Raw genomic sequence first — 25,994 nt, 5'->3', positions numbered from 1 at the left:
AAGTGTGGCAGGCACGAGACCCGGCGCGGACCGATGCCACGCCGGGTCGATTGCTTGATGCCTATTTGGCGCCGATAGTCGCCTTGTAAAGTTTGAGCTGCTCGTCTTTGCCAATCTCTTCGTTCAGCTCATTCCAGCCTTCCTCGACCGCAGCGACGGTCGCTTCCTTGTCGATTTCGCCGGCGAGGAAGCGCGAGACCGCCTCGTCGAGCACGACCTGCTGGTACTTCTGATTTTGCGGTATGCGCAGGTCGAGGATCATGTTCGGGCTGCTCATGCTGTCATTGATCGCGCCCAGGTAGACTTTGGCCTCCTCCTCGCTCATCCCGGCCTTCTTCCAAAGGTCGCTGTAGCCGAGCTGCGAGGTGCGATACGGGTTGAAGCCGGTGCCGCCGACGGTCACGTCGGCGTTCGACTGTGCCGGCTGCGTCATGAATGAGAAGTACGCGTAGGCGGCGTCCTTTACCTTCGGATCGGCCGCCGCGTTGATGCCGCCGCCCCAGCCGCCAAAGGCGGCGAACGGTGCATGGTTCACGCCGTCGATCGCGTGCGGGCAGTTTTCTGCCGTGCAGGCCTCAAGCTTGCCGGTGTCCCAGTTCAGGACCTCCTTGGATCCGGGCATGATCGCCGCGCCCCATTTGCCCATCACCTTGGACTGCGCCGGATCGATCGAGATCGTGCCCACATCACCCCAGTCGAGGTTCAGCGCGCAGCGGCCGGAAGCGAAGAGCGGCCTTGTGTCGCTGACGTCGAGGTTCAGCTCGTCCGGCGGGCCGTACTTGGTCGATTCAGACAGGAAGTCGAGCGCCTTGCGGAAGGCGTCGTTGTTGACGAGCGGCGTCATGTCCTTGGTGTTGAAGAAGGTGCCCTGGCTGGTTCCCTTGGACTGGGTCATCGAGCCGACCACATCGGTGACGAACCAGTAGCTCTGCGCGTTGCGCTTCTTGGCGATGCACGAGCCGAAATCCGGTGTGCCATCGCCGCTCATGTCCTTGCCATGCGTGGCCTTGGCGACTTCGAGATATTCGTCCCAGGTTTTCGGCACCGCCAGGCCGGCCGCTTCCAGCACGTCCTTGCGGTAGTACATCATATGGAAGTCGCCATCGAGCGTGATCATGTAGGTCTTGCCGCTGTACTTTTCGGAGAAGTCCCGGAAGAACGCGCCCACATCGTCCTGCTGGATGTCCTTGTCGGCCTCGACCCGCGGCGTCAGGTCCTCGAGGTAGCCGCCGGCAATGTAGTCGACCATCCACTGCGGGGCGAACACCCCGGCGTCGACCGAGTTGGTGCCGCTCGCCCAGTCGGTGAGAATCTTTTGATAGAGATCCGAGAAGGGCACCGCGATAACGTTGATCTTGGCGCCGGTGAGCGCTTCGAACTCGGGCGCGCGCCTCTGCAGCGGCTCCTGAATCGCACCAGTCTGTGTAATGACGTTCACGGTAACTCCCGCAAACGGCTTGTCCTGCGCAAAGGCAGGTGCGCCAACCAGCGCGGCAAAAGCCGAAAAGCCAGCCAGAAAGACCCCAATTCTCATCAGACTTCCTCCCGTGTTGACCGGGACTTGTTCCTGCGAAAACCAAGCCGCCGGTATCTCCCCGTCGGCTGCCGTCGCCAGAGCACGGCACCAACGCTCCTCAAGCACAATATCGGCATCGCGCAGCGAGTCCAGTGCCTTGCCGCAACGGAAGATGAGGTGCCCAGCCAAGCTTCCCGGCTAATGCATGTCGCCCAAAAGCATGCAGCGGTTTTAGCGCGCCGCCGCCAGGAAGCCCCTCGATCTTGGCTGAGAAAACTTCACCGCATCGACAATCCCGTCACCGGTGCTCACCACCGGCATGGGCGTCACTGCAGGTTGGTGTGGCGCTGCAACATCAGTCTGTGCGCTTCGGGTATCTGCTTCGCCAGGCCGAGCACAACGCTGTCGAGCAGGATCAGGCAGGCTTGCTCGAACAGGCTGCCGCCAAACTGTTTCGATTCCTCGATGGGTACATGCAGCGTGACGTCGGCAATGCCGGCCAGGGTCCCGGCCGGCTTATGCGTCAGCGTAACGACCTTGGCGCCCTCCGCCTTGGCGATGCGGGCAAAGCCTGTGCTGACCGGCGTCTCTCCAGAGCCGGAGACGATCAGCAGCGCATCGCCCTTGCGGATCGATGGCGCCGATGCCTCACCGACGAAATGCACCGTTCGGCCAAGATGCATGAAGCGCATCGCACCCATCTGCGCGACAAGGCCGGAGCGTCCCTGACCGGAAAAGAACCATCGCTGGTGGGGGTCATCGAACGCCTGCACCAGCCTTGCAAAGGCGTCGGCGTCGATCCGGCCAAGAACGTCGGTTATCTCCTGTCCCACGGCCAGCCACGGCCTGGATTGGGCAATCTGTCGCGAATCCATCGGGCTACCTCTTTCGGACTTGCGGATTCTGTGATGGCGCTGCCCACCACCAGGATTTCAGGCTCGACTGCGATCACCGCTTCCAGCGTGTCGGGGCCGATCCCGCCGGCGAGCGAAACCAGAAAGCCGCGATCATGCATCTTTCTCACGGCGTCGATATGTGACGTGGAGGTGTTGCCCGCCAGCCGCGCATCGGTTGGCGAGTGGACCGCGATGTAGCAGAAGCTTTCGGGGAAGACAGCATTCAAGGGAAGCAATTCTGCCTTGCCCGCCTCGGTGATGGTATCAACGATGACCGTCGCGCCGAAGGCGGCGGCACGTCTTCCCACCGCCTCATGCGTGGCGGACGAAGCACACGACAGGACCGTCATGAATGCGGCACCGGCGCCGAACACCATATCAGCCTCAAGCTGGCCGCCGTCGACGGTTTTGGTATCAGCCAACACCATGACTTCAGGGCAGAGCTCGCGCGCCGTGGCGATGGCAGAGAGGCCGAGGCGTTTCAGCAACGGCGTGCCGATCTCGACAATGTCGGCGAACGCCTTCATCTGCGGGAGCAGGGCCAGGTGTTCAGGCTTGTCGAAGGCGACTTGGAGGAGCAAGACGGTTCTCTCGGATTGCTTAAGACAGCGGCATGACGACAACGGCCAACTTACTGTCGTGCGCTTCTGGGACCAGCGCACAGTAGATTTGATAGGTCGAGCTAATCAACGGCGAACATCGACAATTCCGTTCAGTGGCAGACCGCAAAGCTCTAGGATTGGCCGAACCGCCCCTAGCTTCGACCGCGGCACGGACTCGAAAAAACCCAGATCCAACCTCGGCTCTGGCAGTTAAAATCCCAGGCTGGTTTAATGACTGCTGCATTACTAGTCTCCCGTTTAGGGAGAAACTGCCAATGCTTAAATCCCTTTTCTCAATATCCCAATTGAAATTCCAGAATTAAGAGAATAATCTTTTCCACTTGCTTCCCCTACCTTGCCGACCGGCTCCTACGAAAACAGTACGCATTCATCCGGTTTTCTTGGATTTACCTTTATGAGCACAGTGTCTCCGACATGTTTATTGGTCGTCTTTTTTCCATAAAAATTCCTAGCTACTGAGTCGTATTTCTTGCCATCGAACAAGTAACTCACTTTTATATCATAAGTTACAGGATCAACAGCGGCAGTCAATCTATCTACTACCATGGACTCAACCACCGGCCAATCTATCGCCTTCTCTGCAAATCTATTCTCCTGAATAGTTGCAAGAACAAAAACAAGGACCCCAATTCCAAAGCACACGAAGACAAAAATAAAACCAGCATGATAATTATCCATTCTTTCTCACGCCGACCATTGCTAGAAGATATTAACATTACCTATAAGTTTATGATCATTCATCTTCTCATGATGCCCTGCCCTGCGGCGCCCGCTGTCTCGCCCTGGTCCGGCAACCATGCTTCGGTTGCACGCCACAACGCCATCATTTCGGTGGCTTGGAATTACGGTGACAGTGCACCTTTTTTCTTTCCGCCTGCCGCGATCCATATTTCACTGTCACCGTAAGCCCGAACGTCGGAAGTCCTAAGTCGTGAACCCATAAATGCGGAATGACCAGATGGGTGAAATGGGAAGCTGTCCTTAAAGGTTGCGGAGGTTCAGCCGGGGATAGGGGTGCGGAAGCCGTGAGTGTCGCAAAGCTTTTTGGCCCTGTCATCGATTTTAGAGTCACTATCAATTTCTTCGACTTCGATAGCCCCGTCCGCCTTCTTTGCAAAGAAGAGAATGGAGGTCGACACGCTGCCACCATCCGTAAGCCCACAAAGGTAGACAACCCGACTTTCTCCTATGCGAGCCATCGCGATCCACACGGTTGGTTCCGCCGAGATGGCAAGGTGCTTCCGGATTGCAAGCTTCAAGGGAGCTAAATCGCTAAGCGTGATGTCGTGCGGAAAGGTTTTCTCGGCGGCATCTTGAGCCAATGCCGAACTTGTCCACGTTCCGACGATAATCCATGCAAGAAGAATCAAACCTCGCGTCATCAGAAATCCACCGGTGCAAGTTGCCTTTTGTGATTAGGATGTTTGCGAAGGGGAAGGTATTACAAGTCGGAAAGCGTCAGCAATGGGTCGCTATCCGACTGAGGCTTTGCGGCGCACGCAGAGATCGCGTGCAAAGCGGCCCTCTAGGTGGAAGCGGGGGTTAACTTCTGCAGCGTCGATTACCAGAGAATCAGGTGACTCTGGCGCCGCTCGATGAAGCCCTATTCCGCTCACGGCTACGGCCGCACCGGGGACCACTTCAGCCGGTGTCGGACCCATGTTCATGGCAGCCAAGCCAAACGAAATGATTAGCTGCCATTTCCCTTCATGCAATCCTGCTTGCTTGTCCAGACCGCAACTAATGCCCCCTGACAGCTATCTACCGGTAGAGTCTCGGGTACTTGGCCTTCTCAGTCTGGCAATCATCCCTGCGCCGCACCGCTTTGTTGTAAGCGGCTTCATAGGTGCGGATGGCCCTCTTGAACTTAGGTGGATTGGGTGTCAGGTGTTTATCCAGACCGTCGTACAAAAGGACTGGAACAGCTATAATGGCTTTTCCATTTTCGTTCAGCTTCAGCGCCCGGCATCTTTGCGCAACGCCGTTGACGTTACCTGCCATTGTAGCGGCCAAATTCAACCTGGCGTCGGCCATCCGAGCCAGGAAGTTAATGTTTTGCTGCCCTCCCTGTCCGGCTGAAGCAGCCGAAGATAGGACGCAAACTGCCGCGCCGAGGGTAATCAAAATGCGGTTCAAAAGTTGCCCCCCTCAATATTTGGCCATCTCGACCCAAGCATCGCCCGTTCCCGCAAAGCGAGGTTGAAATAATTCAATTCGAAAAACAATTGGCGTTACGCGACATTGCAAGGAGTGGTAAGCCGCCATCATGTTTTCGCGGCTGAGGATCATCTCCATCAGTCGCTCGTCTGCCTCCGGTCGAGAGGGTGACGGTCCTGCCGTGGGGCTCGATGCGACCAATGCCTGCTTCCGCGGCTTCCAAGGCGTTTCAGCAATGGCGTGCCGATCTCGACAATGTCGGCGAACGCCTCCATCTGCGGGAGCAGAGCCAGGTGTTCAGGCTTGTCGAAGGCGACTTGAAGGAGCAAAGCGGTTCTCTCGGATTGCTTAATGCAGCGGGTGCGGCATGACCACAACGGTCAACCTGCCGTCGTACGCGTAGTCGAGATCTACCATAATCCAGCAATCTCCAAGCGGGTCTGCATAGGGAGAGCAAATCGTATCCTGCAAAGCAAGTGTGGTTCTTATCGAAAGCAGGAGGTGCGGGCCAGATCAGCGCCGATGCCACCTGCAACGCAATATGAGGTAGTCCTTTGACGAGATTGTTTGAGCCCATTGGATGCAAGGTCGACCTGTCGACTGGTGCGATGGCAAATGCAACCGGCAGCTACCAGAAGCGCTTGCGCGATCTGGACGGGCTCTATGCTGACGCCGCGGCGTTCGAAGCCATGCGCGCGACATGGGGCGAGCGCATCGCCTACGAAGTCTCCGAGTTCCGGCCGACCGAGCAGTCGGGCGACCTGATTTTCGGCGTCACGCGCATGGCGCCCGGCAAAGTCGGCGACGAGTATTTCATGACGCGCGGTCATATCCACAAGCAGGCCGACCGGCCCGAAATCTATTACGGACAGAAAGGGCACGGTCTCATGCTGATGGAGTCGCTGGAGGGCGAGGTTCGCATCGTGCCGGTCGACGCGCAGACCGTCTGTTACGTTCCGCCGTTCTGGATCCACCGCTCGATCAATGTCGGAGACGACGATCTGGTGATGCTGTTCTGCTACCCCGCCGATTCAGGGCAGGACTACGAGATCATCGCGAGATCGGGAGGGATGCGCTCGCGTGTGGTCGCCGGCGATGGAGGCTGGAGGCAAGTCGACAACCCGGATTGGCGACCGCGTGACGCAAAGCTGATCTCCGCCCTCTATGGGCTGCGATCCCGCCCGGTGTCGGCATGAACGCTCGCTTCGAGATCGCTGCTTCACTTCGCGGTGCTGCACTGCGCGCGGAGAAAATCCGGGAGAGTGGCGAATGAGCCGCTACCGGCCGGCTACCCAGCCGACATTCTATTTTGTCGGCGTCACGACGAGGAGCAGCTCGATCATGCGGGTTTTCCCGGCATGGGCACGCCACCTCGGACTGAAGGATGCGGTTCTTAGGGGCATCGACTTTCCGCTCCATGCCGATCCGGACGCCTACCGTGAGGTCGTTTCCTTCATAAAATCCGACCCGCTGTCGCTTGGCGCCCTCGTCACCACGCACAAGATCGATCTTTTCAACGCAGCGCGCGACCTGTTCGATGTGATCGATCCGCACGCCCGCCTGATGCACGAGACCAGTTGCCTGTCGAAGCGGGGCGGCAAGCTCATCTGCCATGCCAAGGATCCGATCTCTTCGGGCCTTGCGATAGATGGCTTCATCCCGGCGCGACATTTCGCAGACACCGGCGCCGAAGTCCTGTCGATAGGCGCCGGTGGATCGACGATTGCGATCACCTGGCACCTGATGCGCAAGCAACGTGGCGCCGACGTGCCTTCGCGCATCATTGTCACCGACCGTTCACAGCCGCGTCTCGATGAAATCGAGCGCACCCACAAAGACATGATGTCGACGGTCGAGATCCAGTATGTCCTGGCAGACCGCCCCGAGATCAATGACGAGGCGTTGGCGGCGCTGAAACCAGGCTCGCTGGTGATCAACGCGACAGGCCTTGGCAAGGACGCGCCGGGCTCGCCGATCACCGATGACGCCGTGTTCCCCAAGCGCGGCATTGCCTGGGATCTCAATTATCGAGGCGACCTGATCTTCCTCGACCAGGCAAGGCGGCAGCAGGCCCGGCAGCAGTTGCAGATCGAGGATGGTTGGACGTATTTCCTGCATGGCTGGACGCAGGTGATCGCAGAGGTCTTCGACATCGCGATTCCTGTGTCGGGGCCGGATTTCGACAAGATATCGCGCATCGCCATCGAAGCGGCGAAGGGCTAATGCCGTGGAACGCATTCTCGTCACCCGATAGACAGAGGATCACATGCTTGCCCATCTCAGGACTGTGTCGAAATGAGCGGCGAGCTTTTCCTCGCCATCGATGTCGGCACCGGCAGCGTCCGCGCCGCACTGGTCGATGTCACCGGCAAGATCCTCGAACTTGCGTCGCGAGAGCACGACCAGATCGTGCCGGAGTTCGGCTGGGCCGAACAGCGGCCGGTCGACTGGTGGGAGGGTGCGCGAGCGAGCGTCAAGACGGTGCTGGACCGTGTCGAAGGCGCCCGCGAACACATCTCCGCCATCTGCGTCTGCGGGCAGATGCACGGGCTGGTCCTGCTCGACGCGCACGGAACGCTGACGCGCGACACAGCACCGCTCTGGAACGACAAGCGCACCATCGATCTCGTCCGTCGATTCGAGGAAGCGAACGAGCCGGACAGCTACCTGCCCGAAAGCGGCAACACGCCGACCCCCGCATGGCCGGGCTTCAAACTGCAATGGGTCCGAGACAACGATCCCGCCGCATACGCCCGCAGCGCAGTCGTCATCATGCCGAAAGATTACATCAACTACCGGCTGACCGGCGAGATTGCTATGGATACAGGCGACGCGTCCTGCAGTTTCCTGATGAACCCAGAGCGGCTCGACTGGTCGCCGGTGATGATCGAGCGCATGGGTCTTGACGCCGCCAAGCTGCCGCCGATCCGCAACCCGCTGGATGTCGTCGGCCACGTCTCCAAACAGGCGGCGCGCTACACCGGCCTGCGCTCTGGAACCCCCGTGCTCGTCGGTGGTGCCGACTACCCGGTGGCACTGCTCGGCTCAGGCGCTTGTCGCCCGGGAATGGGTTCCGACAGCACCGGCACGGGCGCCATCATCACTGTTATCGCGGAGAAGCCGCTGCTTGACCCGGAAATCTCGAACGTTGCGACGATCGAAGGCAATTGGGCGCAGTTCGTGCTGCTGGAAACTGGCGGCGACGGCATGCGCTGGGCACGCCGCGCCTTCCACGACAACGCGCTGTCCTATGACGAGATCGTCGCCCGCGCTGCCGAGGCGCCAGCCGGTTGCGACGCGCTGCTCTTCATGCCCTTTCTCACCGGCGAGCGCCTGGGGCGCCACCGCAACGCTCGCGCACAGTTCTTCGGACTGGGCGCCGCGCATGGCATGGAGCATCTGCACCGCTCGATCCTGGAAGGCGTCGCCTTTGCCATGACGCGCCACATCCGCATCATGGAACAGGCGTCGAACAAGCCGCTGGAGCGCGTCATCGCCGCCGGTGGCGGGGCGCGCGCCGAACTCTGGCTGAAGATCAAGGCAAGCGCCTTCAACATTCCGATCCTGGTTCCGCGGGAGCCCGAATGCGGCATTATCGGCTGTGCCGCGATGGCCGCGACGGCGACAGGCCGCTTCTCGCGCGTCGAACAGGCGGCCGAGCGATTCGTGAGCTACGGCGCCGAAATCCTGCCGGACCCCAGATGGGCCGAGACCTACAGGCGCACCCAACCCGTTTTCGACAAGCTCTACTATCACAGCCAGGCGATCTACGACGACATCGACACGCTCGCGGCGGCGACGCGGCCGAAGCAGCCGTGACGTCTGCGATCGGCCCGGCGCTCGTGCAGGTTTTGCACGCCTCGGAGACTCGGTCGTGGCGCCCGGCAGTTCCGAGGCCGCCGCTGCCTGATGGCATTGGTCGGCGGCCTCGACAGCCAGATGCGTGCCCGAGCCGCCTCAGACGGCTTGATACTCCTGCGACTTGAACGACAGGTGCTTCACGCCTTCCGGCGCATCCGAGATCTTCCGGATATTCGCCCAGGTCTGCTTGTAGTTCGGAATGATGAACTCGTTCACCCCTGGCGACACGACGTTGCCCTGCACCCCAGTGGGAAACGCGAACAGCATGAATGTCTCTTTCCGCTTTGCCGTGGGTGTCGGATACACGGCCGCCTGGGTCGCGCCGTTGTCATTGTAGACTTCGACCAGATCCCCCTGGTTCAGCGATAGTTCTGCCATGTCGGCAGGATTCATCTCGATGAAGGGATAGGGCCAGCGGTCCATGACCAGCTCGTTCTGCTGGTCGAGGTAGGCACTCTGCCAGACGTGGTTGGTGCGGCCATTGTTGATGAGGAAGCTGAACTTGTCCTTCTCCTCCTGCTTGCCAGCAGCTTGGAGGCCCCTCCACTGAGTCTCGGCAAAAACGGCCTTGCCGTCCTCCTTGTTAAATTTGCCGTCGGCGTAAAGGCGCTTGGTTCCAATGATGCGCTCGGTCCCCGCAGCCGGTTCGGGGGGCGATCCCGCATTGGTCGGCGCTGCCTTCTGCACGGGCTCCTTGCCGCGCGCACCCTCGATGGCCGGGCCGCCGAGGACCTCACCGGGTTCACCCGTCGAAGTTCCAGCTGCCAGCGGCTCGGTCTCCCCAAGGCCGGTTGCCGGCTCCTGGAAACCGTTGGTCCCCATCGCGCGCAGCCGCGCGTAGGTGACGAACTCTCCCCCCTTTTCGTGCTGGTGATAGCCGTCCATGAAGGCGTCTTCTTCGGTCTGCCAGTCGAATCCCTTGAACTGGTCCGCGACGGCGTTGTCGCCCGCTTCGCGGAAAACCCGTTCCAGGTGGTTGGCCAAGCGCGCGGCGATCAGACAGTCGGGCATCGACTGGCCGGGCGGGTCCATGTAGCGCTCCGTCAGCCGCATGCGCCGTTCGCCGTTCATCGAGGTGAGGTTCATCTCGCCGGATGTCGCGGCAGGCAGCCAGACATGGCTCGCCTGACCGATCTTGGTCGGGATGATGTCCACATCGACCGAGAACAGGCCGCCTTTGCCAACCGCACCGACAATCGCATCGACAGTCGCCTGCCGGTCGCCGTAGGGGACGGAGGACATGGCGTCCTTCACCATATCGGTGCGCTCCTTGTACCGCCGCTTGAACTGGTGTGCGTTGAGCGTGGTCTTGTAGTGATCGCATCCCCAGATGTGATGTACGCCACCCTTGCCCTCGATCAGCAACTGGTCGACGTAAGCCGCTGGTCGACCGACATGAGCGTCCGACGGCCGGGAATAGCCCTCCTGGTGGCCGCCCAGGCGGACACAGCCGCCGCCGGGGCGGCCAATGTTTCCGGTCGCCAGCGCGAGGTTCACGAGCGAGCCATTGGTTCGGTAGTTGTCGTTGCCCCAGATCAGGCCTTTTTCGTAGGCGAACATGGTGCGTCGACGCTTGCCGTCTTTCGGCTCGGCGATCCAGGCCGCCGCCTGCTTGATCTGGTCGACGGTGAGGCCGGTGATCTCAGCGGCTTGTTCCAGCGTCGTCCGGTTGGCGGCCAGCGCCTTGTCGAAGCCATTGGTTGACGCCGCGATGAAATCCTTGTCCGTCCAGCCCTGATCGGCGATGTGGGTCACCAGGGCGTTGAACAGCGCCAGATCCGTACCGGAGTTGATCGCCAGGTGCAGGACACGCTCCTTGCCCGCCTCGACTTCGCACGCGTTCACGGTCACCGTTCGCCGCGGATCGACGATGATGACGCGAACTGGCTCGTGCGGCTCGCCCGGCAACTCCTTGTTCTTCTTTTCCATGGAGGTCCCGCGCAGGTTCGGAATCCAATGGTTCAGGAAATAGTTTGTCTGCGTCTCCAGGGGATTTGCGCCGACCACCATGATCGTGTCGGCAAGCTCCGCATCCTCGTAGCAGTTATTGAGTTCGCCGACGCCCATGTCGCGTGTGGCGTGGACCTCGGAATTGTAGGCCGGACGGTTATGGATCCGGATGTTCTTGACCTTCATGGCCCCGAAATAGAGCTTCCCCGTGCCCCAGGTGTTCTCGTAGCCGCCGCCGGCACCGCCGTGGTCGAACGCCGAGACGAAGACGCCGTCATCGCCCTGTTCCTTCATTACGGCCGCTGTCACTCGCGCGACGAGGTCGAATGCATCGTCCCATGAGGTGGGCTGCATCTGTCCATAGCGCCAGACCATCGGATCGGTGAGGCGCTGAAGCTGCGTATTGCGCGCCCGGCTGAAGCTCATCTCAGCCATGCGGGCGCCACGGATCGAGCCGAGGCCGGAGTTCACTACGCATTCGCGATCCGGCTTGATGACGATGTGAACGTCTTTCCCGTCCTGCTTGACGATGTTGTACATGGCCGGGGAATACCAGGCAGCTGTCTCCGGCTCCTGTTGCTGGGAAAGGTCCACACCGAAGACGTTCTGGTCGGGCGCTGTGCCGCCCTGGCGGTTTGTGTCCCAGGTATAGGCGTGATAGCCGCAGCCGACGATGCAGTAGTGGCAGACGACGTTGTGAACCTTCGCGTCCGCCGGGATAATCGGCAGGCGGCCGATTTGACGTTTGTAGGCCATGACAGGTCTCCTCTAGAGCACGTTCGACAGGCGGCCGTAGATGAGCTCGTCGAGCCCCTCCGCGAACACATCGCCTTTGTCATCCACGCGAAGCAGGTACTGCGGCAGGTTCTGCGTCGCCTGCCCCCAGATTTGCTGGCCTCCCGCCTCGCAGTCGAAGCGGGAATAATGCCCCGGACAGTTCAGCGTGCGGTCCTTGGCGTTGTAATTCAGCGGAAAGCCCTTGTGCGGGCAGATGGTGCAGAAGCCGACGATGTCGCCGTCAGGGCCGGCGCCACCTTCCACTTTCATTCCAAGTTTCAGCAGCACACCGGGCGCGTTCTCATCGGGGTAGTCGACATCGAAAGGCTCGTTCGGCTTCAAATCGGCTATATTGGCCAACTTGTTCGACGGGTATTCGACCAGTGCCAGACCGGGTGCAGCCTTGGTCTGAGCTTGCGCCGGCAGCGCCACTGCTGTGGCCACGCCGGCGGCGGCGAACGCCCCTCCCCTTAGAAATTGACGGCGGCCGACGTCGACCAGTCTGTTGCAGCGATCCATGCATTCCTCCCATTGGCGAAATCGTCGCAAGCGGCCTTGCAACGCCTGTGCCAACCGGAGAAGCCGTCGATTTCATTCGAGAAACTGCTGGAAAGCCAGCGCCAAGGGGGCCTGCACGTTCGGAAATCCGAACATGCTGCAGTGCCGAAGGTTCAGGTTTCCGAACGCGCTCGCTCGGCAAGACCGAAGCGCGTCATCTTCTCCCAAAGGGTCGTTCTCGAAATGGATAGAAGCGCTGCTGCCTTTGCGATCTGGCCTCCAGTTTCTTCAAGCGCGCGCTCAATCTGGCGGCGTTCGGCAGCATCGCGGACGTCGGCGAGCGGCACGAATGCGGCACCGCCAAGCTTGGATGCGTGTTCTGGAAACAGGTCACCGGGCATGATCCATTCGTTGGTCGCCAGCGCCACCGCCCGGTCGACGCGGTTTCTGAGTTCCCGAACGTTCCCTGGCCAAGGGTGGACGAGTGCTGCTTCCTTGGCCAGCGCGCTAAATCCACGGATGCAGGTGTCCGAGCGGGCGGCGGCATTCTGAAGAAACCGATCCATCAGCCAGTCGATGTCTTCAGAACGTTCTCTAAGCGGCGGAATATGGATCGGCAGGACAGCCAGTCGGAAGTAGAGGTCCTCTCGGAAACCTGTGGGGCCGCCGCGTTGGGCAAGATCACCATGCGTCGCGGTCACAATGCGCGCACGGAAGACGACGGGCGTTTCACCACCGACGCGATGAAAACTTCCATCCTCGATCAGCCTGAGAAGTTTCGCCTGGAGGGGCAAAGGCATGTCACCGATCTCGTCGAGAAACAGTGTCCCCTTGCCTGCACGTTCAGCGTAGCCGAGATGGCGAGCTTGAGCGCCCGTGAATGCACCCTTCTCATGTCCGAATATCTCGCTCTCGAGGAGCTCTGCAGGAATCGCTGCGCAATTGACCGCGATGAACGGCTCGGTGCCACGCGAAGAAATCTGGTGAAGCAGCCGGGCCGCCACCTCCTTGCCGGACCCGGTTTCCCCGGTGATCAGCACCGGCAGGTCATGCGCGGCGTAACGATGGAGCAGATCTTCGGCACGTTGAATGCCGGCAGACTCTCCGAGACAGTAACCGTTCAGCCGGAGTTGGCTTTGCGTCGTCCGTCGTCCGGCATCGATGCGGCGAAGGAACTCGTCCATCGCGAAGGGCTTGGTCATGAAGTCGACTGCGCCTGACCGCATTAGGCGGACCGCCTGATCGATTTCGCCGTGGCCAGTGACGAACATGAAGGGCGGAATGTTCGGCAGTTTGGCGAGTTCGTTGAATACCACCTCTCCAGAGACATCGGGGAGGCAGACGTCGCAAATAACAAGATCGAGCGAGTCGGACTCGCCAGCGATTTCAGAAATCGCCTCACAGCCTGACTGCCACCACGTCACCCGCCAGCCCTCGAGCTCGAGGCGCTGGACAATCGAGCCTCCCATGACGAGATCGTCCTCGACGAGGCCTATCCGGGCGCGCTCAGGCAGCATGGGCTTTGGCGTCCTCCCTGTCGAACGGAATTGTCAGCGTGACCGCCGTCCCTCCCCCTCTTTTGGCTGCGATACTGGCACGTCCGCCGAGATCGTCAACCACGCGGCGGACCATCCAGAGACCGAGACCACGCCCCGCGCGTACGGCCGGACCGGGGTCCTGATCGATGAGAATCCCCGCTATGTCGGCCGGCATTCCGGAGCCCTGGTCACCAATTTCGATGTGCAACCGATCTTCCCAGCTCATCGCCTTCAGCGAGACCGTCCCGTCTTCCGGGGTGACCGCGCTCGCATTGAGGAGGAGATTGAGGACCGCCTGACGGACCGGACCGCCTCGGATGGGCAACTCTCGCGCACCGCTCCATGCGACGCTCCAATCCAGCCGCTGCCGCTTCCGGCGCAATTCCGGCTTGAGCAACAGACTGATATCATCCAGATCGGCAGCAGTCATGGGGCGCTTCGATCGTTCAGGCCGGTAAGTCGCAAGCGCAGCCTCGACCACGTCGCGGATACCGGCGAGGCCGCGCTCGATCAGGCTGATCGATGTGTCGCGAACACCGGGGGTTTCGCCATGGGTCTTCAACGTGTCCAAAGCGTTGAACAGGCCGCCAAGCGGATTGTTGATCTCGTGCGCCATGCCGGAAGCGAGACGCCCGAGGCTCGACAGCTTCTCTTCCTCGGCGAGTTGCATGGCGAAGTTCGCACGCTCACGCTCGGCATGAACAAGGGCATTGTAACCGCGGAACAGGCCTGCGACCTCGGAGTCCCCGGCGGGGATTTCCCGAGGTGCGATCGGCTCGGCCGCGCCATGCGCTGCAGAGCGCATGTGGTCCTCCAGCACCCGCATCGGGCCGATCATCTGCCTCACCAGTAAGAAGCCACCCAGCGCGAACAAAGCCGCGAGGACGCCGTTGGTAACGAGCAGGGTGACGAGAATCTCACGTCGCTCGGCAAAGAGATGCGAAACATCGAATGTGGCGTGGATCGTCCCGATTGGCTGACCCTGATAGACGAGATCGCGGTGGGCGAACCCGGTCAACTTGGCCTCGTCGATCGTGACGACGTCCGGACCATAGCGATTGAGGTAATCCGCCGACAATTCTGAATAAGTCGCGATCCGGTTCGGATCGCTCGCTGCGAGTACCCTGCCGTCGGAGCCGGTCACCACGGTTTCGATTGGAGCGAGCGATTTATAGGACGCCGAGGATCTGTCGAGCGCATCGAACACCTCCCAGACGTCCGCCCGCAACACGGCCGGCACGACCGCCGACGAAAGGCCGTCCAGATAGGTTTCGGCAAGGCCGTTGAGGGAGCTTTCCTGTGTCCGCGACAGCCGGTTGAGCACTTGCTCGGAAATGGCTGCGCTGATGACCACCATGAGCAAAGCCACAAAGACCGGCACGCGGTAGGAGACAGGAATCGATCGCAAACGCCGGAGCAGTTTCATCCAAACTGCCTCACGGTTTCCACTTTCGCCGCAATCGCGTCGAAGAGCGACGGATCGGTTGCCACGAACCCGTCCAGACGAAGCAGGGCAAGGACTTTCCGACCTTCGGCATCATCCTGCATGGAAATCAAGGCCTGCTGCAAGGCTTTGACGCGTCGATCGTTGGAGACGGACTTCGGCGACGCTATTGGCGGAAAGCCCAGCCATTCCGACTTGCGGACGATCCTGGTCTGCTTCACCAAATCCGCCTCGGTCTCACGCATGACCTCGTAGACGTAGCCGTCCACGCTGCCCGATTGAGCGAGGCCGGAGGCGACGGCCCTGATGACGTTTCGGTGCCCATAGGTGAAAAAGCTTCGCGCGAAGAACCTGCCGGGAAGCTGGCGGTTTTCCGCGAGGAGCGCACGCGTCACCAGAAAACCCGAATTCGAATCTGGGTCCGAGAACGCATGCACGTCCCCTTTCAATCCGGTCCAGTCATCCATTTTACGATCGGCCGAAGCGATCAGGTACGACTGGTAGAGCGGCTCGCCGTGCCAGACCGGGGTTGCGACAAGGTCGAGATCGGCCTTGAACTGCACGTAGGGATAGCCGCAGATCCATGCCGACTGTATCTGCCCGGAAACCAGCAGCGCCGTGATCTCCTGATACGTCCGGCGCGTCACAAGCTCGACCCGGCCACCGATCCTGGCGCTGAGATAGCTGCGCAGATGGCCAAGCAGTTCGAGATCGTTGGAGAGGAAGACCGGCGTCAGGCCGAATTTGAAACTCTCTTCCTCGGCGCCAAGCGCAACAGGAGCGAATAGGGTCGCCGCACCCGAAACAGCGGCCGCAATCAGATCACGCCGCGTGATCGGAACGCCGTCGGTGGCCCTGTGCGGGTTGCCTAGGTTGCTCAAGAAGTGCCTCCCGACCGGAGCGAGAGCGCGCCCGGTCGATCCGATCATATCCGAAAATGTAGAAGTCTAGGAACTGCAAAAGCGGAACCGGATTTTTGGAGCGAACCGACGCATCCCGTCTGGAACGCATCGGACGATTGACTCAGTTGTGGCGGATTTCCGTTCCCAGCACCTTCAGGCACTCGCGGATGAACGCGGCGAGTGCGGTCCAGCCCTTTGCCGAGACCATCGTTCCGTCGACATAGGCCTCGGTCGGCGACAGGTCGATATAGGTTCCGCCGGCCAGCGTCACTTCCGGCTCGCAGGCGGCCAGCGCACCGACTTTCTTGCCACGCACGACGCCGTCGACCGCGATCAGGATCTGGACGCCATGGCAGATCGTAAAGATCGGCTTCTTGTTTTGGTGGAAATGGCGGACCATCGCCTGCACGCGCTTATCCGTGCGAATGTACTCGGGGCCACGACCGCCCGCGCAATAGACGGCATGATACTGGTCAAGCTGTTTTTCCGCCTCCGAAAAGGTCTTGTTCAGCAAGGCATAGTGGCCGGGTTTTTCGGTGTAGGTCTGGTCACCCTCGAAATCGTGAAGCGACGTCTTGATCAGGTCGCCAGCGTTCTTGTCTGGACAGACGACGTGGACGATGTGGCCGACGGCCTCCATCGCCTGCTGATAGACGAAGATCTCGTATTCTTCGGTGAACTCACCGGTCAACATCAGTATTTTCTTGCCTGGCATGGTCGGTTCCTCGTTTTGTGAATAGAAGGGTCTTGTGAATGGAAGTCCGGCGGGCATTGCACTCACCCGGCGGCGCGGGTCTCAGAAAAGGCGATCCGGGATGTCCCGGTGCATTTGCTTGCGTGATCGACGGTGCGTCCAACTTGACGGCGCCGCTTCCGACGCGGACGGTGACGGACATCGTGACAGTCTCAATCGAACGCCGGCAGCAAACGATCACGAGAATGCTCGATATGGCGGCGCATCGCCTGTTCCGCTGCAGCGGGATCGGAGGCAGCGAAGGCGGCCAGGATGGCCTCATGCTCGTCGAGCGCTTCCTCGGTGACGCGCGAATGGAACATCAGGCGGAAGATGTGGAAGTGCGTATGCTGGAACGCGAGCGTCTCGCGCACGAGATCATTGTTTGCAAATTCCATGATCCTGTCGTGGAAAATGGCGTCCTGCCGCGCAAAGTTGGAGTAACGCAGGCGTTCATCCTTGCCTTCGCGGCGCGCCATGCCCCCTGCCGACTCCCGAAGCACCGCAAGTTTCGTCTCATCCATCGATGCGGCTGCTTTGGCCGCCCCATGCGGCTCGAGCAGCAGGCGAAGCTCATAAAGTTCGTCAAATCGGCGCTTGGTTATCTGCGGCGCGGCGCGGTAGCCGATCAAATGTGTCTTCAGCACAAGGCCTTCGCCTTCGAGGCGGCCAAGCGCTTCACGGATTGGCGTGTGGGATACATCGAGTTCCTTGACCAGACTGTCGACGGTGATCCGTGAGCCAGGCGCGATCTTCAGCGACATGAGTTGCGCGAAGATCGCTTCATACACGTCCTCCACCAGGCTGTTGGATCGCTGGATGCGTCCGCTAGCCGGGCCGACTTCTCGGGCATTGCTTACGTTCGTGACCTGCATCTTTGCCTCTTGACAGGATCACTGGCTAACACGATGCTTCGTTCAATACAATCCTATATCCTATACGATTTAATAGAGGATATTTTTTGGAGCCTCAACGAGCTTTCGCTTTCCACTCCCAACATGGTCGAGAGACGCTGAACATGAGCCTTTTCGCTGCAATAAGGCTGCCGCGTGAAATCCTCTTCGGGAAGGGCCAGCGCCATGTCATTCCAACCGTGGCGGCCAGGCTGGGCCGTCGCGCTCTTGTCTGTACGGACGAGCGCTTTACCGCCACCGTCGCCTTCGCAGAGATCATGGCGGCGCTCGAGGGCGCATCGATCGATGTGCTGGTGCACGACCGGGTGCTGCCCGATGTGCCACGCGACACGGTTGCCGTCTGCGTCGAGGAGGCGCGGGATTTTGCGCCCGACATGGTGATCGGCATCGGCGGCGGCAGTTGTCTCGACATGGCCAAATGCGCCGCGTTGCTCATCAGTCACGGCGGCCAGCTCCAGGACTACTACGGCGAGTTCAAGGTGCCTGGTCCGACGCTGCCGTTGATCGCGGTGCCAACGACAGCCGGCACCGGCTCGGAAGTGACCCCTGTCGCGGTGATTTCCGATCCGGATCGCACCATGAAGGTCGGCATCTCCAGCCCGCATCTGATCGCGGCAGCCGCCATCTGCGACCCGGAACTGACGATGACATGTCCCCCGGGACTGACGGCGATTGCGGGCGCAGACGCGCTGACACATGCGATCGAGGCTTTTACCGCCGTCAGGCGCGGCACTGACCCCAGCCTGCCGCAGAGCCATGTCTTCATCGGCAAGAGCGCGCTGACCGATCATTTTGCGCTGCTCGCGATCAAGCTGCTTGGCCGCAGTCTCGAGAAGGCCTGCCGCGACCCCGCCGACGAGGACGCTCGGGCCGATGTGATGATGGGCGCGCTTGCAGCCGGCTGCGCGTTCGGCACGGCCGGAACTGCGGCGGCGCACGCGGTGCAATATCCGGTCGGCGCCCTTACCCACACAGCTCACGGGCTGGGTGTCGCCACCATGTTGCCGTATGTCATGAAGTACAACCGGGCCGCCGCGGCCGCCGAGATGACCGAGATCGGCCTTGCCCTTGGTCTCGGCGGGAGGGACCGGAGTACCGGTGAGATGGCCGACGCGGCGATCGACGAGATCGGCCGGCTGTTTGGAGCGATCGGGATCACGCCTACGCTGGCCAAGCTCGGGCTTCCCGCCGACAAGCTCGATTGGACGGCCGAACAGGCGCTCGGCATCGACCGTCTCATCAAGAACAATCCGCGTCCATTCGATCTGGCAGCCATGCGGGGCCTGATCCAGGCTGCCTATGATGGCGACCTCGCCGCCTGTGTCATGTGAGCAATCGAGGAGCAGGCCATGAACATATCGCATCAGGTGCTGGGCGACGATCAGGACACTGCCGATTTCCATAGATTCTCCCACGGCTTGTATATCGGCGGCCAATGGCGGCAATCCGCCGACGGCACGGAAATCCAGGTCGTGGACCCTTCCACGGAAGCGGTGATCGCCGCCGTTCCCGATGCGACGATCGAAGATGCCGCGGCCGCCGTCGAGGCTGCGGCCAAGGCCGCCGATGGCTGGCGCACAACGGCGCCCCGCAAGCGTTCCGAAATCCTCAGACGCTGCTTCGAGTTGATGACGCAACGTTCCGAGACGCTGGCAACCCTGATCTCGCTGGAAAACGGCAAGGCACTCCGGGACGCGCGTGGCGAGATCGCCTATGCTGCGGAATTCTTTCGCTGGAATGCCGAGGAAGCCGTTCGCATCACCGGTGAATTCGGGATGGCGCCTTCCGGCACCAACCGGATCGTGGTCGACTACGAGCCCATCGGCATCTGCGTCCTTGTCACACCCTGGAACTTCCCTGCCGCGATGGCGACGCGCAAGATCGCGCCCGCTTTGGCTGCCGGATGCACGGTAATTTTGAAGCCAGCCAGCGAGACCCCGCTCACCGCCTACGCGCTCGCCGCGCTTTACCAGGAAGCAGGCGTTCCGCCAGGTGTGGTGAACGTTCTGACAACCTCCAATCCCGGCCCTGTGACGGCCGCGATGCTGGCCGATCCGCGGGTGCGCAAACTCTCCTTTACCGGCTCGACTTGTGTCGGGCGCGTTCTGCTGGCCGAGGCCGCAAAGCACGTGGTTTCGTGTTCGATGGAACTTGGCGGCAACGCGCCATTCCTTGTGTTCGATGACGCGGATCTCGACGCGGCGGTCGATGGGGCGATGGTGGCGAAGATGCGCAACGCCGGCGAGGCCTGCTCGGCTGCAAACCGCATCTATGTCCAGTCTGGGGTTTACGATGCCTTTGGCGAAAGCCTCGCCAGGCGGATGTCGGCACTCAAGATCGGCGCTGGCACGGACGCGGCCACGGAGTGCGGGCCGATGATCACCAGGAAGGCCGTCGACAAGATCGACCGTCTGGTCGGCGATGCTGTCGCCCGTGGCGCGCGGGTGCTGTGCGGAGGCAAGGCAGGCTCGGGAACGGGATTCTACTATCCACCGACCGTGCTCTGCGACGTCCCGGCCGAGGCGCAGATGGCGCACGAGGAGATTTTTGGGCCGGTGGCGCCGATCTCGAGATTCGAAACGGAAGCCGAAATCATCGCGCGCGCCAACGACACCGAATACGGCCTTGCCGCCTACATCTACACGCGCGATCTTGCGCGTGGAATGCGGGTGGCATCCAGGATCGAAGCCGGGATGATCGCTCTCAACCGCGGCTTGATGTCCGATCCGGCAGCACCGTTCGGCGGGGTAAAGCAGAGCGGCCTCGGCCGCGAGGGCGGCCAGCATCACGGCATTGCCGAGTTCATGGAGGCGAAATACCTCGCCATCAGCATCTGAGCGGAGGAAGAGTGCAAAGCGATCCATTCCGCATCCGCGACCATGTCGCCGATTTTGACAAAATCGTCCAGGACATCGTTCACCGCAGCGAGGCCGTCCGCGCAACCATTCCGATGACAGCGGACATTGCCTATGGGCCGGATCAGACCGAAACCATCGACCTGTTCTTTCCCTCCGGCAAAAGAAGCGGCCTGCCGGTGCACATGTTCATCCATGGCGGCTACTGGAGAATGTTCTCCAAGCGCGACTACTCATACGTCGCAGCGACGATTACCCAGGCCGGTGCGATTGCCGTCATCGTCGACTATGCTCTGATGCCCAAGGTGAGAATGGCGACGATCGTCGACCAGGTGCGCCGCGCGAAGCAGTGGGTTCTGGACAATATCGCCGACCATGGCGGAGACCCGGCAGAACTGACGGTCAGCGGCCATTCGGCCGGAGCACATCTTTCAACGTTTCTGTTCAACAGCGTGCATACCCCTTCGAATGTGCGGGCCGCCCTTCTGCTCGGCGGGCTCTACGATCTGAAACCGCTCCAGAACTCCTTTCTCGCCAACGAGATTGCAATCACCGATGAGGAAGTCGCCAGGTTTACACCGCTTGCCTACCGGCATGATCCTCAAACCAGGGCGACGGTTCTGGTCGGAGCCAATGAGACGCCGCCTTTCCATCAGCAAGCAGATCGATTCAAAGAGAACCTGCTGCAGCAGGGTTCGCCGGTAATGTCGCTTGTTCTAACGAACCGTAATCACATGGACAGTGTCAGAGATCTCGGCGTGCCGGAGAGCCAGGCGGGGGATTGCCTGACGAAACTGATTGCCAACGACAGCCGCTAACCCTCCCGCAGCCATGCCGGCCATGGCGGCTTAACCGCAATGCCGTCTGCCGAGCGCCTCAGCGAGGGAAAAGCACCTCACCCATTCCAAGCACCGCGTTGTCACCGCCATATTTCTGCGGCGCGTTGCCCAGCAGCGGCCGTTTCAAAATACCCTCGGCGATCAGATAGCGATCGACGACGGCGGCGAAAACGCTCTCCGGCGCGCCGCATTCGACGAAGCTCGGCGACAGGCTTTTCGGCGCGCGGTCGAGGAGGATCGAACCCCGACGCATCAGATAGCCGGGCGTCTCGCCGGCGCCGCCGGCCACCACCAGCGTGCCGGCGATCATGCGACAGCCGGCATTGTCGCCTGCGCCTTTCAACACCGCGATCAGGCCGCGCCGCATCCGGTCGGCTGCAAAAGCGCCCGTTTTGCCCCTGACGATCAGCACGCCGCCATTCATGCCGGCCAGTTCCCCGGCGAGCGGCGCCCCAAGGTGATCACCGGCATTGCCCGATATTTCAAGCCTGCCGCCGCGCATGCCGGAGCCTGCATGCGGACCGGCATTGCCTTCGATCGTCAGCGTGCCGCCGCGCATGGCGCGCCCGGCCTGGGCGCCGGCATTACCGACGACGCGAACCGAACCGCCCCGCATGCCTTCCGCCACGCGGTCGAGGCGCGCGCTCCCACCTTCGAAGACGATGTCCAGCGGATCGTTGCCGGCGACGCGAAAGATATCGCCGACCTTCGATCCATGCTTCGACATGCCGATCTGGATTTTTTCGATATCGCGCCTTTCGATCCCGGCAAGCCGCTCCGGCGTCAGCCGCGACAGGTCAAGGCGCTCGGGCGGCTCGGCGACAAGGGTGAAGGTCAGCGCTTTCACGGCAGCATGTCCTTCAGCGAATAGATGAACTTGCCGAGCTTGCCGCCGTAATTGCCGGCGCTTATGCGAACCGCGCCTCGCTTCGGCCCAAGCTCGATGACGGTCTTGATGCCGGCCTTCATCGCGGCGGCAACGGCATCGTTGGTCTCGCCATCGATGACGATTTCCAGGACAGCGTTGATGTCGGAACCGAGCTCACTCCTGACAACACCGCGCAATGTCGGCGCGTAGGCTTCGTTGGCCGAGGCGATCATGCCCTTGTATTTGCCACCGATCTTGGAACCCGAACGGGCGATGCCGCCCGGAAACGGCACGATCGCGCCCGGCACCAGGCCTATCGCCGCAACCGCGGCCTCGGCGGCAACCAAGGCCTTGGCGCTGCTTTCAGCCATGACGAAGAAATTGCCGCCGCCGACGGCAGCCTTCGTCAGCCCGGTCGTCGCTTCGCACAGGAATTCGCCATCCATGACGGGAACGCGCCAAAAATGCCTGCCGCCGATTTTCTTGGAGATCTGCCAGCCGTCACCAAAATAACGCAGCGCCGAACCGAGCTTCAACTCGGCGCTGCCCTCCAGTCCGGCGAAGCAGGCGGAACCCGGCGAGGTCAAGACACACTGGCCGACGCGATTGAGCAGTTGTTTCTGCAACTCGTCTGTTCCCATCGCAAAGATCATCACGCGGCAGCCGGGCCGGCCATCCGGTGTGGCCGATGGCGGCAGTTCGACATCGATTGCCGCTTCGCAGCCGCAGCCGATCACCGAGGTGGCAAAGCCGGTCATCGTGATTGCCGCCTGGCGGGCCCATTTCCGGTTCGGCGCGGTGATGATGATGGCGGTCGCGCGCATGCCGAAGGCCTCGGCAAAGGTATCGTCGATCACTATGCCATTTACGCTCACGTTCGGCATGCAACCTCGCCGAATGGCTGTTCGCGCGCGATCGCGGAATCCGGGAAATTGAACCAGTCCAGCGACAGGCCGTAGCGCTGCTGGTGATAATCCTCCAGGCGCCGCACCATCGCCTTGTCCGGCGACGGATTGAGCCTGAGCGCCTTGCCCCAGCGGTAATGGGTGATCTCTCCGTCCTGCACGACGAGATCGCCATCCTTGAAGACATACGCCGCCTGCCCCAGCATTTTCGCGATACTCCCGTCCCTGCGGTAGACAGCGATGTCGGCGATAGCGCCGGCGCCGAGATGGCCCCGGTCTGTCAGCCCGAGCAGCTTGGCTGGGGCCGCGCGCGTCATGATGGCGATTTCCTCGAACGTGTATTCGCGGTCGACTGCGGCCAGGGTGGAGAGCGCCATGGCGGATTTTGGAAGTCCGGCAATCATTTCGGTGCGCGCTTCCCGGCTCATCAGCAACTCGAACAGGGCTGGATAGACGGTAAAGGGCGCGCCGTTGGGATGATCGGTGGTGAAGAAGACACGCCACGGATCGTCGATCAGGAGAAAAAGCTCGAGTCCGATCGCCCACTGCATCGTGCCATAGAAATCCTTGCCATAGCTGTAGGGCACGACGCCGCCGCCATTGCCGTCGCCGTCATGAATGACGGATTTTTTCGGCTGCGCACTGCCACGCGCCGAAAACTGCCGCATGACGTCGGAGGAGACGGTGACCGTCTGGCCGAACATCACCTGGCCGATATCAATGGTGACTTCCGGCGTCGCATTGACCAGTTCGGCAAGACGCGCCGCGGCCGACGAAAACTTGCGCTTGCCTTCCGTGCCATAGCCGTAGAACTGGAGATGGGCGAGGTGCAGCGGCAATCCTTCCGCCGCCGCGATCGTCGCGGCCGCCGTGTCCGCCGATCCGGGGCTGCCCAGATTGTTGCAATGGACATGCAGAGGATGCGGGACCCCAAGGCTGTCGACGGCCGCCTGTAGCGTCTTGACGATCTTGCGCGAGCTGACGCCATAGGAAGGCACCACATCGTCCAGCGAGAAGGTGCGGACGTTTTCCTTGAAGGCGGCCGCCGCACCGGCGTTGATCACCTTGACCCCAAGCGCCCGCGTCGAGGCGACCGTCCAGGCGACATAGTCCTCGATCATTTGAGACGAAGCGTCGTCGCGGATCATTGACAGCAGGAAATCGTCGTTGCCGAGAATGGCGAGCGTCGCCTTGTCGATGATCGGGATGTCGGCCAGTTCGAGATGGGTGTGAAGTGCGGCTCCCGGCGACATCGCCGGCTCGACCACCGTGGTGAAACCCATCTTGGCGTAGAGGCAGCCGGTCTGGAAGGTCGACCAGCCGGCGTTGGAGAGCGGCGTCGTCGCCGGCCGCGCCTGGTGCGCGGCATGCTGCTCGGGCAAGAGCAGCCGTGCGGTATTCACGTTGCCGCCGCCGATGTGGGAATGGATGTCAATGGCGCCCGCCATGACTATGCAGCCGGCAGCGTCGATGGTCCGGTCGGCGGCGCCCCCCGCCGGCGCCGCAACGATCTTGTCGTCCCTGATCCACAGATCGCCTTTGCCGAGCCGGCCATTGACGGGATCGATGATGTCGCCGCCGGCAATTTTCGTCAGCATGGCAACGCGGCCTCGGCGGAGACATGACTGGCGACCAGGCGGATAACAGTCGCAGCGGAGGGCAATTCGGACGCCGCTCGCGCATCGATTGACTTCAGCGAACCGGTGCGGCTGGAATAGACCACCGCCTCGTGATCGACGCCCGCTTCGCCGATGGCGATGGTGACCGCAGCGCCAGCGACCGGCTCCTGCGTTTTCGCCAAGGCGATCAGTGCCATGCGGTTCTTTCTCGTCTGCTTCTTCTGCGGCTGCACAATTGAGGAGGAGATCCGCAGGTGCAAGTCGGCTTCGCCGGCGGCGATCATGCGCGCGACATCGTAACGCCAGGGGTCGAATTCCGGGAAGCCACGCGCAAACCCCGTGCGCAGCGGAAAACCCGTCATCCAGGTCGAGGCGAGCGCGCTACCCCATCCGTTTTCGCTTGCCGGCAGATGCAGGCCGGATGCGCGCGACTTGCGGTTGAGATCAGTGATCAGTCCTTGCAGCATCTCAAGCGCCAGCCCTTCGGTGGCGTCGCCTGAAAACAGGAAGACGGGAAAATGCGCAGCCTCCAGGGCTTTGCTGAAATCGTCGAAATTCGACACCGGCTGCGATGTCTGGCGCCCCTTCCACTGCGCCCTCACAGCCGCCAGCGTCGCGCCGAGGCTTGCCTCGCCGCAGGACAGGAGCGTCGCCGTCCGCCCGTTGCTCAACGGCGGCGCAGACGCCCCGTTCGACCCGACCAGAAAGATCTCGCGTTGATTCTTGGCCGAGAGATCGGGAACCGTGGCTGAGAGTTCGCCGACAAATTCATGATGGATTTGCGGGAGTTCGCCGACAATCACCACGACATCGGCGCGCCGGCGCGTCTCGCCGGGCGCAACGGTCATCGCGCCTTTGTCGGTAAAGAGCGCGGTCTCCCGGGAAACTGCCGCGCCATCGGCATGATCGTATGCCGCGCCAACTCGCTCAGCCAGCGCGATCGCCGCCCTGGTGCCGTGTATATCCGTATCCAGGCTGAAAACCGGGCACCGGCTCGACCCCAACAGCGCGGCGGCATGTGCAGCCGCGCGCTCGACCAGCGTTTCCCGGTTGCCGATCCAAGCAACCGCCATTCACTACGCTACTTTCTGGTGCCGGC

25 protein-coding genes are annotated in these 25,994 nt (G+C 61.5%); 7 read left to right on the top strand and 18 right to left on the bottom strand.

Annotated features, from left to right (window positions below; all coding sequences use genetic code 11):
- Positions 1–61: 61 nt before the first annotated feature.
- The 7 genes from AC0L3L_RS13750 to AC0L3L_RS13720 form a co-directional block, all read right to left on the bottom strand.
- Positions 62–1,534 carry an ABC transporter substrate-binding protein gene (locus tag AC0L3L_RS13750; RefSeq protein ID WP_473637964.1) on the bottom strand — a complete coding sequence of 491 codons (1,473 nt, stop codon included), beginning with the start codon at positions 1,532–1,534 and terminating at the stop codon, positions 62–64.
- A gap of 308 nt (positions 1,535–1,842) precedes the next feature.
- Positions 1,843–2,349: an SIS domain-containing protein gene (locus tag AC0L3L_RS13745; RefSeq protein ID WP_473637963.1), complete on the bottom strand. Its 507-nt coding sequence runs from the start codon at positions 2,347–2,349 to the stop codon at positions 1,843–1,845.
- Entirely contained in the window at positions 2,334–3,074 is a 741-nt protein-coding gene (locus tag AC0L3L_RS13740; RefSeq protein ID WP_473637962.1) for an orotidine 5'-phosphate decarboxylase / HUMPS family protein, read from the bottom strand. Before AC0L3L_RS13740 ends, AC0L3L_RS13745 begins: the two co-directional genes overlap by 16 nt.
- Before the next feature lie 309 nt (positions 3,075–3,383).
- Positions 3,384–3,713: a DUF3592 domain-containing protein gene (locus AC0L3L_RS13735; RefSeq protein WP_473637961.1), complete on the bottom strand. Its 330-nt coding sequence runs from the start codon at positions 3,711–3,713 to the stop codon at positions 3,384–3,386.
- A gap of 320 nt (positions 3,714–4,033) precedes the next feature.
- Positions 4,034–4,417, bottom strand: a complete 384-nt coding sequence (locus AC0L3L_RS13730; RefSeq protein WP_473637960.1) for a hypothetical protein — start codon at positions 4,415–4,417, stop codon at positions 4,034–4,036.
- 379 nt (positions 4,418–4,796) lie between these two features.
- Entirely contained in the window at positions 4,797–5,171 is a 375-nt protein-coding gene (locus AC0L3L_RS13725) for a hypothetical protein (RefSeq protein ID WP_473637959.1), read from the bottom strand.
- 12 nt (positions 5,172–5,183) lie between these two features.
- Positions 5,184–5,330: a hypothetical protein gene (locus tag AC0L3L_RS13720; protein ID WP_473637958.1), complete on the bottom strand. Its 147-nt coding sequence runs from the start codon at positions 5,328–5,330 to the stop codon at positions 5,184–5,186.
- A 62-nt stretch (positions 5,331–5,392) separates the two neighbouring features.
- On the opposite strand from AC0L3L_RS13720, the gene AC0L3L_RS13715 reads away from it, so the two are divergent.
- From AC0L3L_RS13715 to AC0L3L_RS13700, 4 genes are all read left to right on the top strand, one after another.
- Positions 5,393–5,563: a hypothetical protein gene (locus tag AC0L3L_RS13715; protein ID WP_473637957.1), complete on the top strand. Its 171-nt coding sequence runs from the start codon at positions 5,393–5,395 to the stop codon at positions 5,561–5,563.
- Positions 5,564–5,746: 183 nt separating this feature from the next.
- On the top strand, positions 5,747–6,388 hold the full coding sequence (locus tag AC0L3L_RS13710; RefSeq protein WP_473637956.1) for a glucose-6-phosphate isomerase: 642 nt from the start codon (positions 5,747–5,749) through the stop codon (positions 6,386–6,388).
- A gap of 73 nt (positions 6,389–6,461) precedes the next feature.
- Positions 6,462–7,415, top strand: a complete 954-nt coding sequence (locus tag AC0L3L_RS13705) for a shikimate dehydrogenase family protein (RefSeq protein WP_473637955.1) — start codon at positions 6,462–6,464, stop codon at positions 7,413–7,415.
- A gap of 72 nt (positions 7,416–7,487) precedes the next feature.
- Positions 7,488–9,011, top strand: coding sequence for a xylulokinase (locus AC0L3L_RS13700; RefSeq protein ID WP_473637954.1), 1,524 nt, complete (start codon positions 7,488–7,490; stop codon positions 9,009–9,011).
- A 138-nt stretch (positions 9,012–9,149) separates the two neighbouring features.
- Here AC0L3L_RS13700 and AC0L3L_RS13695 read toward each other — a convergent pair whose 3' ends face one another.
- The 7 genes from AC0L3L_RS13695 to AC0L3L_RS13665 all read right to left on the bottom strand — a co-directional run bounded on the left by AC0L3L_RS13695 (position 9,150) and on the right by AC0L3L_RS13665 (position 17,770).
- Complete coding sequence (locus AC0L3L_RS13695) at positions 9,150–11,759, bottom strand: arsenate reductase (azurin) large subunit (protein WP_473637953.1); 2,610 nt, start codon at positions 11,757–11,759, stop codon at positions 9,150–9,152.
- A 12-nt stretch (positions 11,760–11,771) separates the two neighbouring features.
- Positions 11,772–12,299, bottom strand: a complete 528-nt coding sequence (locus AC0L3L_RS13690) for an arsenate reductase (azurin) small subunit (RefSeq protein ID WP_473637952.1) — start codon at positions 12,297–12,299, stop codon at positions 11,772–11,774.
- Between the two features lie 152 nt (positions 12,300–12,451).
- Positions 12,452–13,795, bottom strand: a complete 1,344-nt coding sequence (locus AC0L3L_RS13685; RefSeq protein WP_473637951.1) for a sigma-54-dependent transcriptional regulator — start codon at positions 13,793–13,795, stop codon at positions 12,452–12,454.
- Positions 13,785–15,242 (bottom strand): sensor histidine kinase, encoded by a 1,458-nt coding sequence (locus AC0L3L_RS13680; RefSeq protein ID WP_473637950.1) that lies wholly within the window; start codon positions 15,240–15,242, stop codon positions 13,785–13,787. The genes AC0L3L_RS13685 and AC0L3L_RS13680 overlap by 11 nt, the downstream gene beginning before the upstream one ends.
- The gene (locus AC0L3L_RS13675; protein WP_473637949.1) at positions 15,239–16,141 is read right to left on the bottom strand and encodes a substrate-binding domain-containing protein; all 903 of its coding nucleotides are present in this window, start codon (positions 16,139–16,141) and stop codon (positions 15,239–15,241) included. The genes AC0L3L_RS13680 and AC0L3L_RS13675 overlap by 4 nt, the downstream gene beginning before the upstream one ends.
- 142 nt (positions 16,142–16,283) lie before the next feature.
- Positions 16,284–16,877 (bottom strand): DJ-1/PfpI family protein, encoded by a 594-nt coding sequence (locus tag AC0L3L_RS13670; RefSeq protein ID WP_473637948.1) that lies wholly within the window; start codon positions 16,875–16,877, stop codon positions 16,284–16,286.
- Positions 16,878–17,068: 191 nt separating this feature from the next.
- Positions 17,069–17,770, bottom strand: coding sequence for a GntR family transcriptional regulator (locus tag AC0L3L_RS13665; RefSeq protein ID WP_473637947.1), 702 nt, complete (start codon positions 17,768–17,770; stop codon positions 17,069–17,071).
- Positions 17,771–17,913: 143 nt separating this feature from the next.
- On the opposite strand from AC0L3L_RS13665, the gene AC0L3L_RS13660 reads away from it, so the two are divergent.
- From AC0L3L_RS13660 to AC0L3L_RS13650, 3 genes are read left to right on the top strand one after another with little or no spacing between them, the layout of a single operon-like run.
- Positions 17,914–19,140 (top strand): iron-containing alcohol dehydrogenase, encoded by a 1,227-nt coding sequence (locus AC0L3L_RS13660; protein ID WP_473637946.1) that lies wholly within the window; start codon positions 17,914–17,916, stop codon positions 19,138–19,140.
- A gap of 18 nt (positions 19,141–19,158) precedes the next feature.
- Positions 19,159–20,646, top strand: coding sequence for an NAD-dependent succinate-semialdehyde dehydrogenase (locus AC0L3L_RS13655; protein WP_473637945.1), 1,488 nt, complete (start codon positions 19,159–19,161; stop codon positions 20,644–20,646).
- An 11-nt stretch (positions 20,647–20,657) separates the two neighbouring features.
- Positions 20,658–21,482 carry an alpha/beta hydrolase gene (locus AC0L3L_RS13650; RefSeq protein ID WP_473637944.1) on the top strand — a complete coding sequence of 275 codons (825 nt, stop codon included), beginning with the start codon at positions 20,658–20,660 and terminating at the stop codon, positions 21,480–21,482.
- 58 nt (positions 21,483–21,540) lie between these two features.
- Here the strand turns inward: AC0L3L_RS13650 and AC0L3L_RS13645 are convergent, their stop codons facing one another.
- The 4 genes from AC0L3L_RS13645 to AC0L3L_RS13630 are packed head-to-tail and all read right to left on the bottom strand — an operon-like array spanning position 21,541 to position 25,968.
- Positions 21,541–22,350 carry a formylmethanofuran dehydrogenase subunit C gene (locus AC0L3L_RS13645; RefSeq protein ID WP_473637943.1) on the bottom strand — a complete coding sequence of 270 codons (810 nt, stop codon included), beginning with the start codon at positions 22,348–22,350 and terminating at the stop codon, positions 21,541–21,543.
- A complete protein-coding gene (fhcD, locus tag AC0L3L_RS13640; protein WP_473637942.1) occupies positions 22,347–23,255 on the bottom strand; it encodes a formylmethanofuran--tetrahydromethanopterin N-formyltransferase in 909 nt (302 codons plus the stop codon). Before fhcD ends, AC0L3L_RS13645 begins: the two co-directional genes overlap by 4 nt.
- Positions 23,243–24,874 carry a formylmethanofuran dehydrogenase subunit A gene (locus AC0L3L_RS13635; RefSeq protein WP_473637941.1) on the bottom strand — a complete coding sequence of 544 codons (1,632 nt, stop codon included), beginning with the start codon at positions 24,872–24,874 and terminating at the stop codon, positions 23,243–23,245. The genes fhcD and AC0L3L_RS13635 overlap by 13 nt, the downstream gene beginning before the upstream one ends.
- The gene (locus AC0L3L_RS13630; RefSeq protein WP_473637940.1) at positions 24,868–25,968 is read right to left on the bottom strand and encodes a tungsten formylmethanofuran dehydrogenase; all 1,101 of its coding nucleotides are present in this window, start codon (positions 25,966–25,968) and stop codon (positions 24,868–24,870) included. The genes AC0L3L_RS13635 and AC0L3L_RS13630 overlap by 7 nt, the downstream gene beginning before the upstream one ends.
- Positions 25,969–25,994 lie beyond the last annotated feature (26 nt).

The sequence above is a fragment of the Mesorhizobium sp. WSM4849 genome (assembly GCF_055811385.1).
Note: the sequence above shows the minus strand (reverse complement) of the source record. Positions and strands in the feature narration are given on the sequence as shown.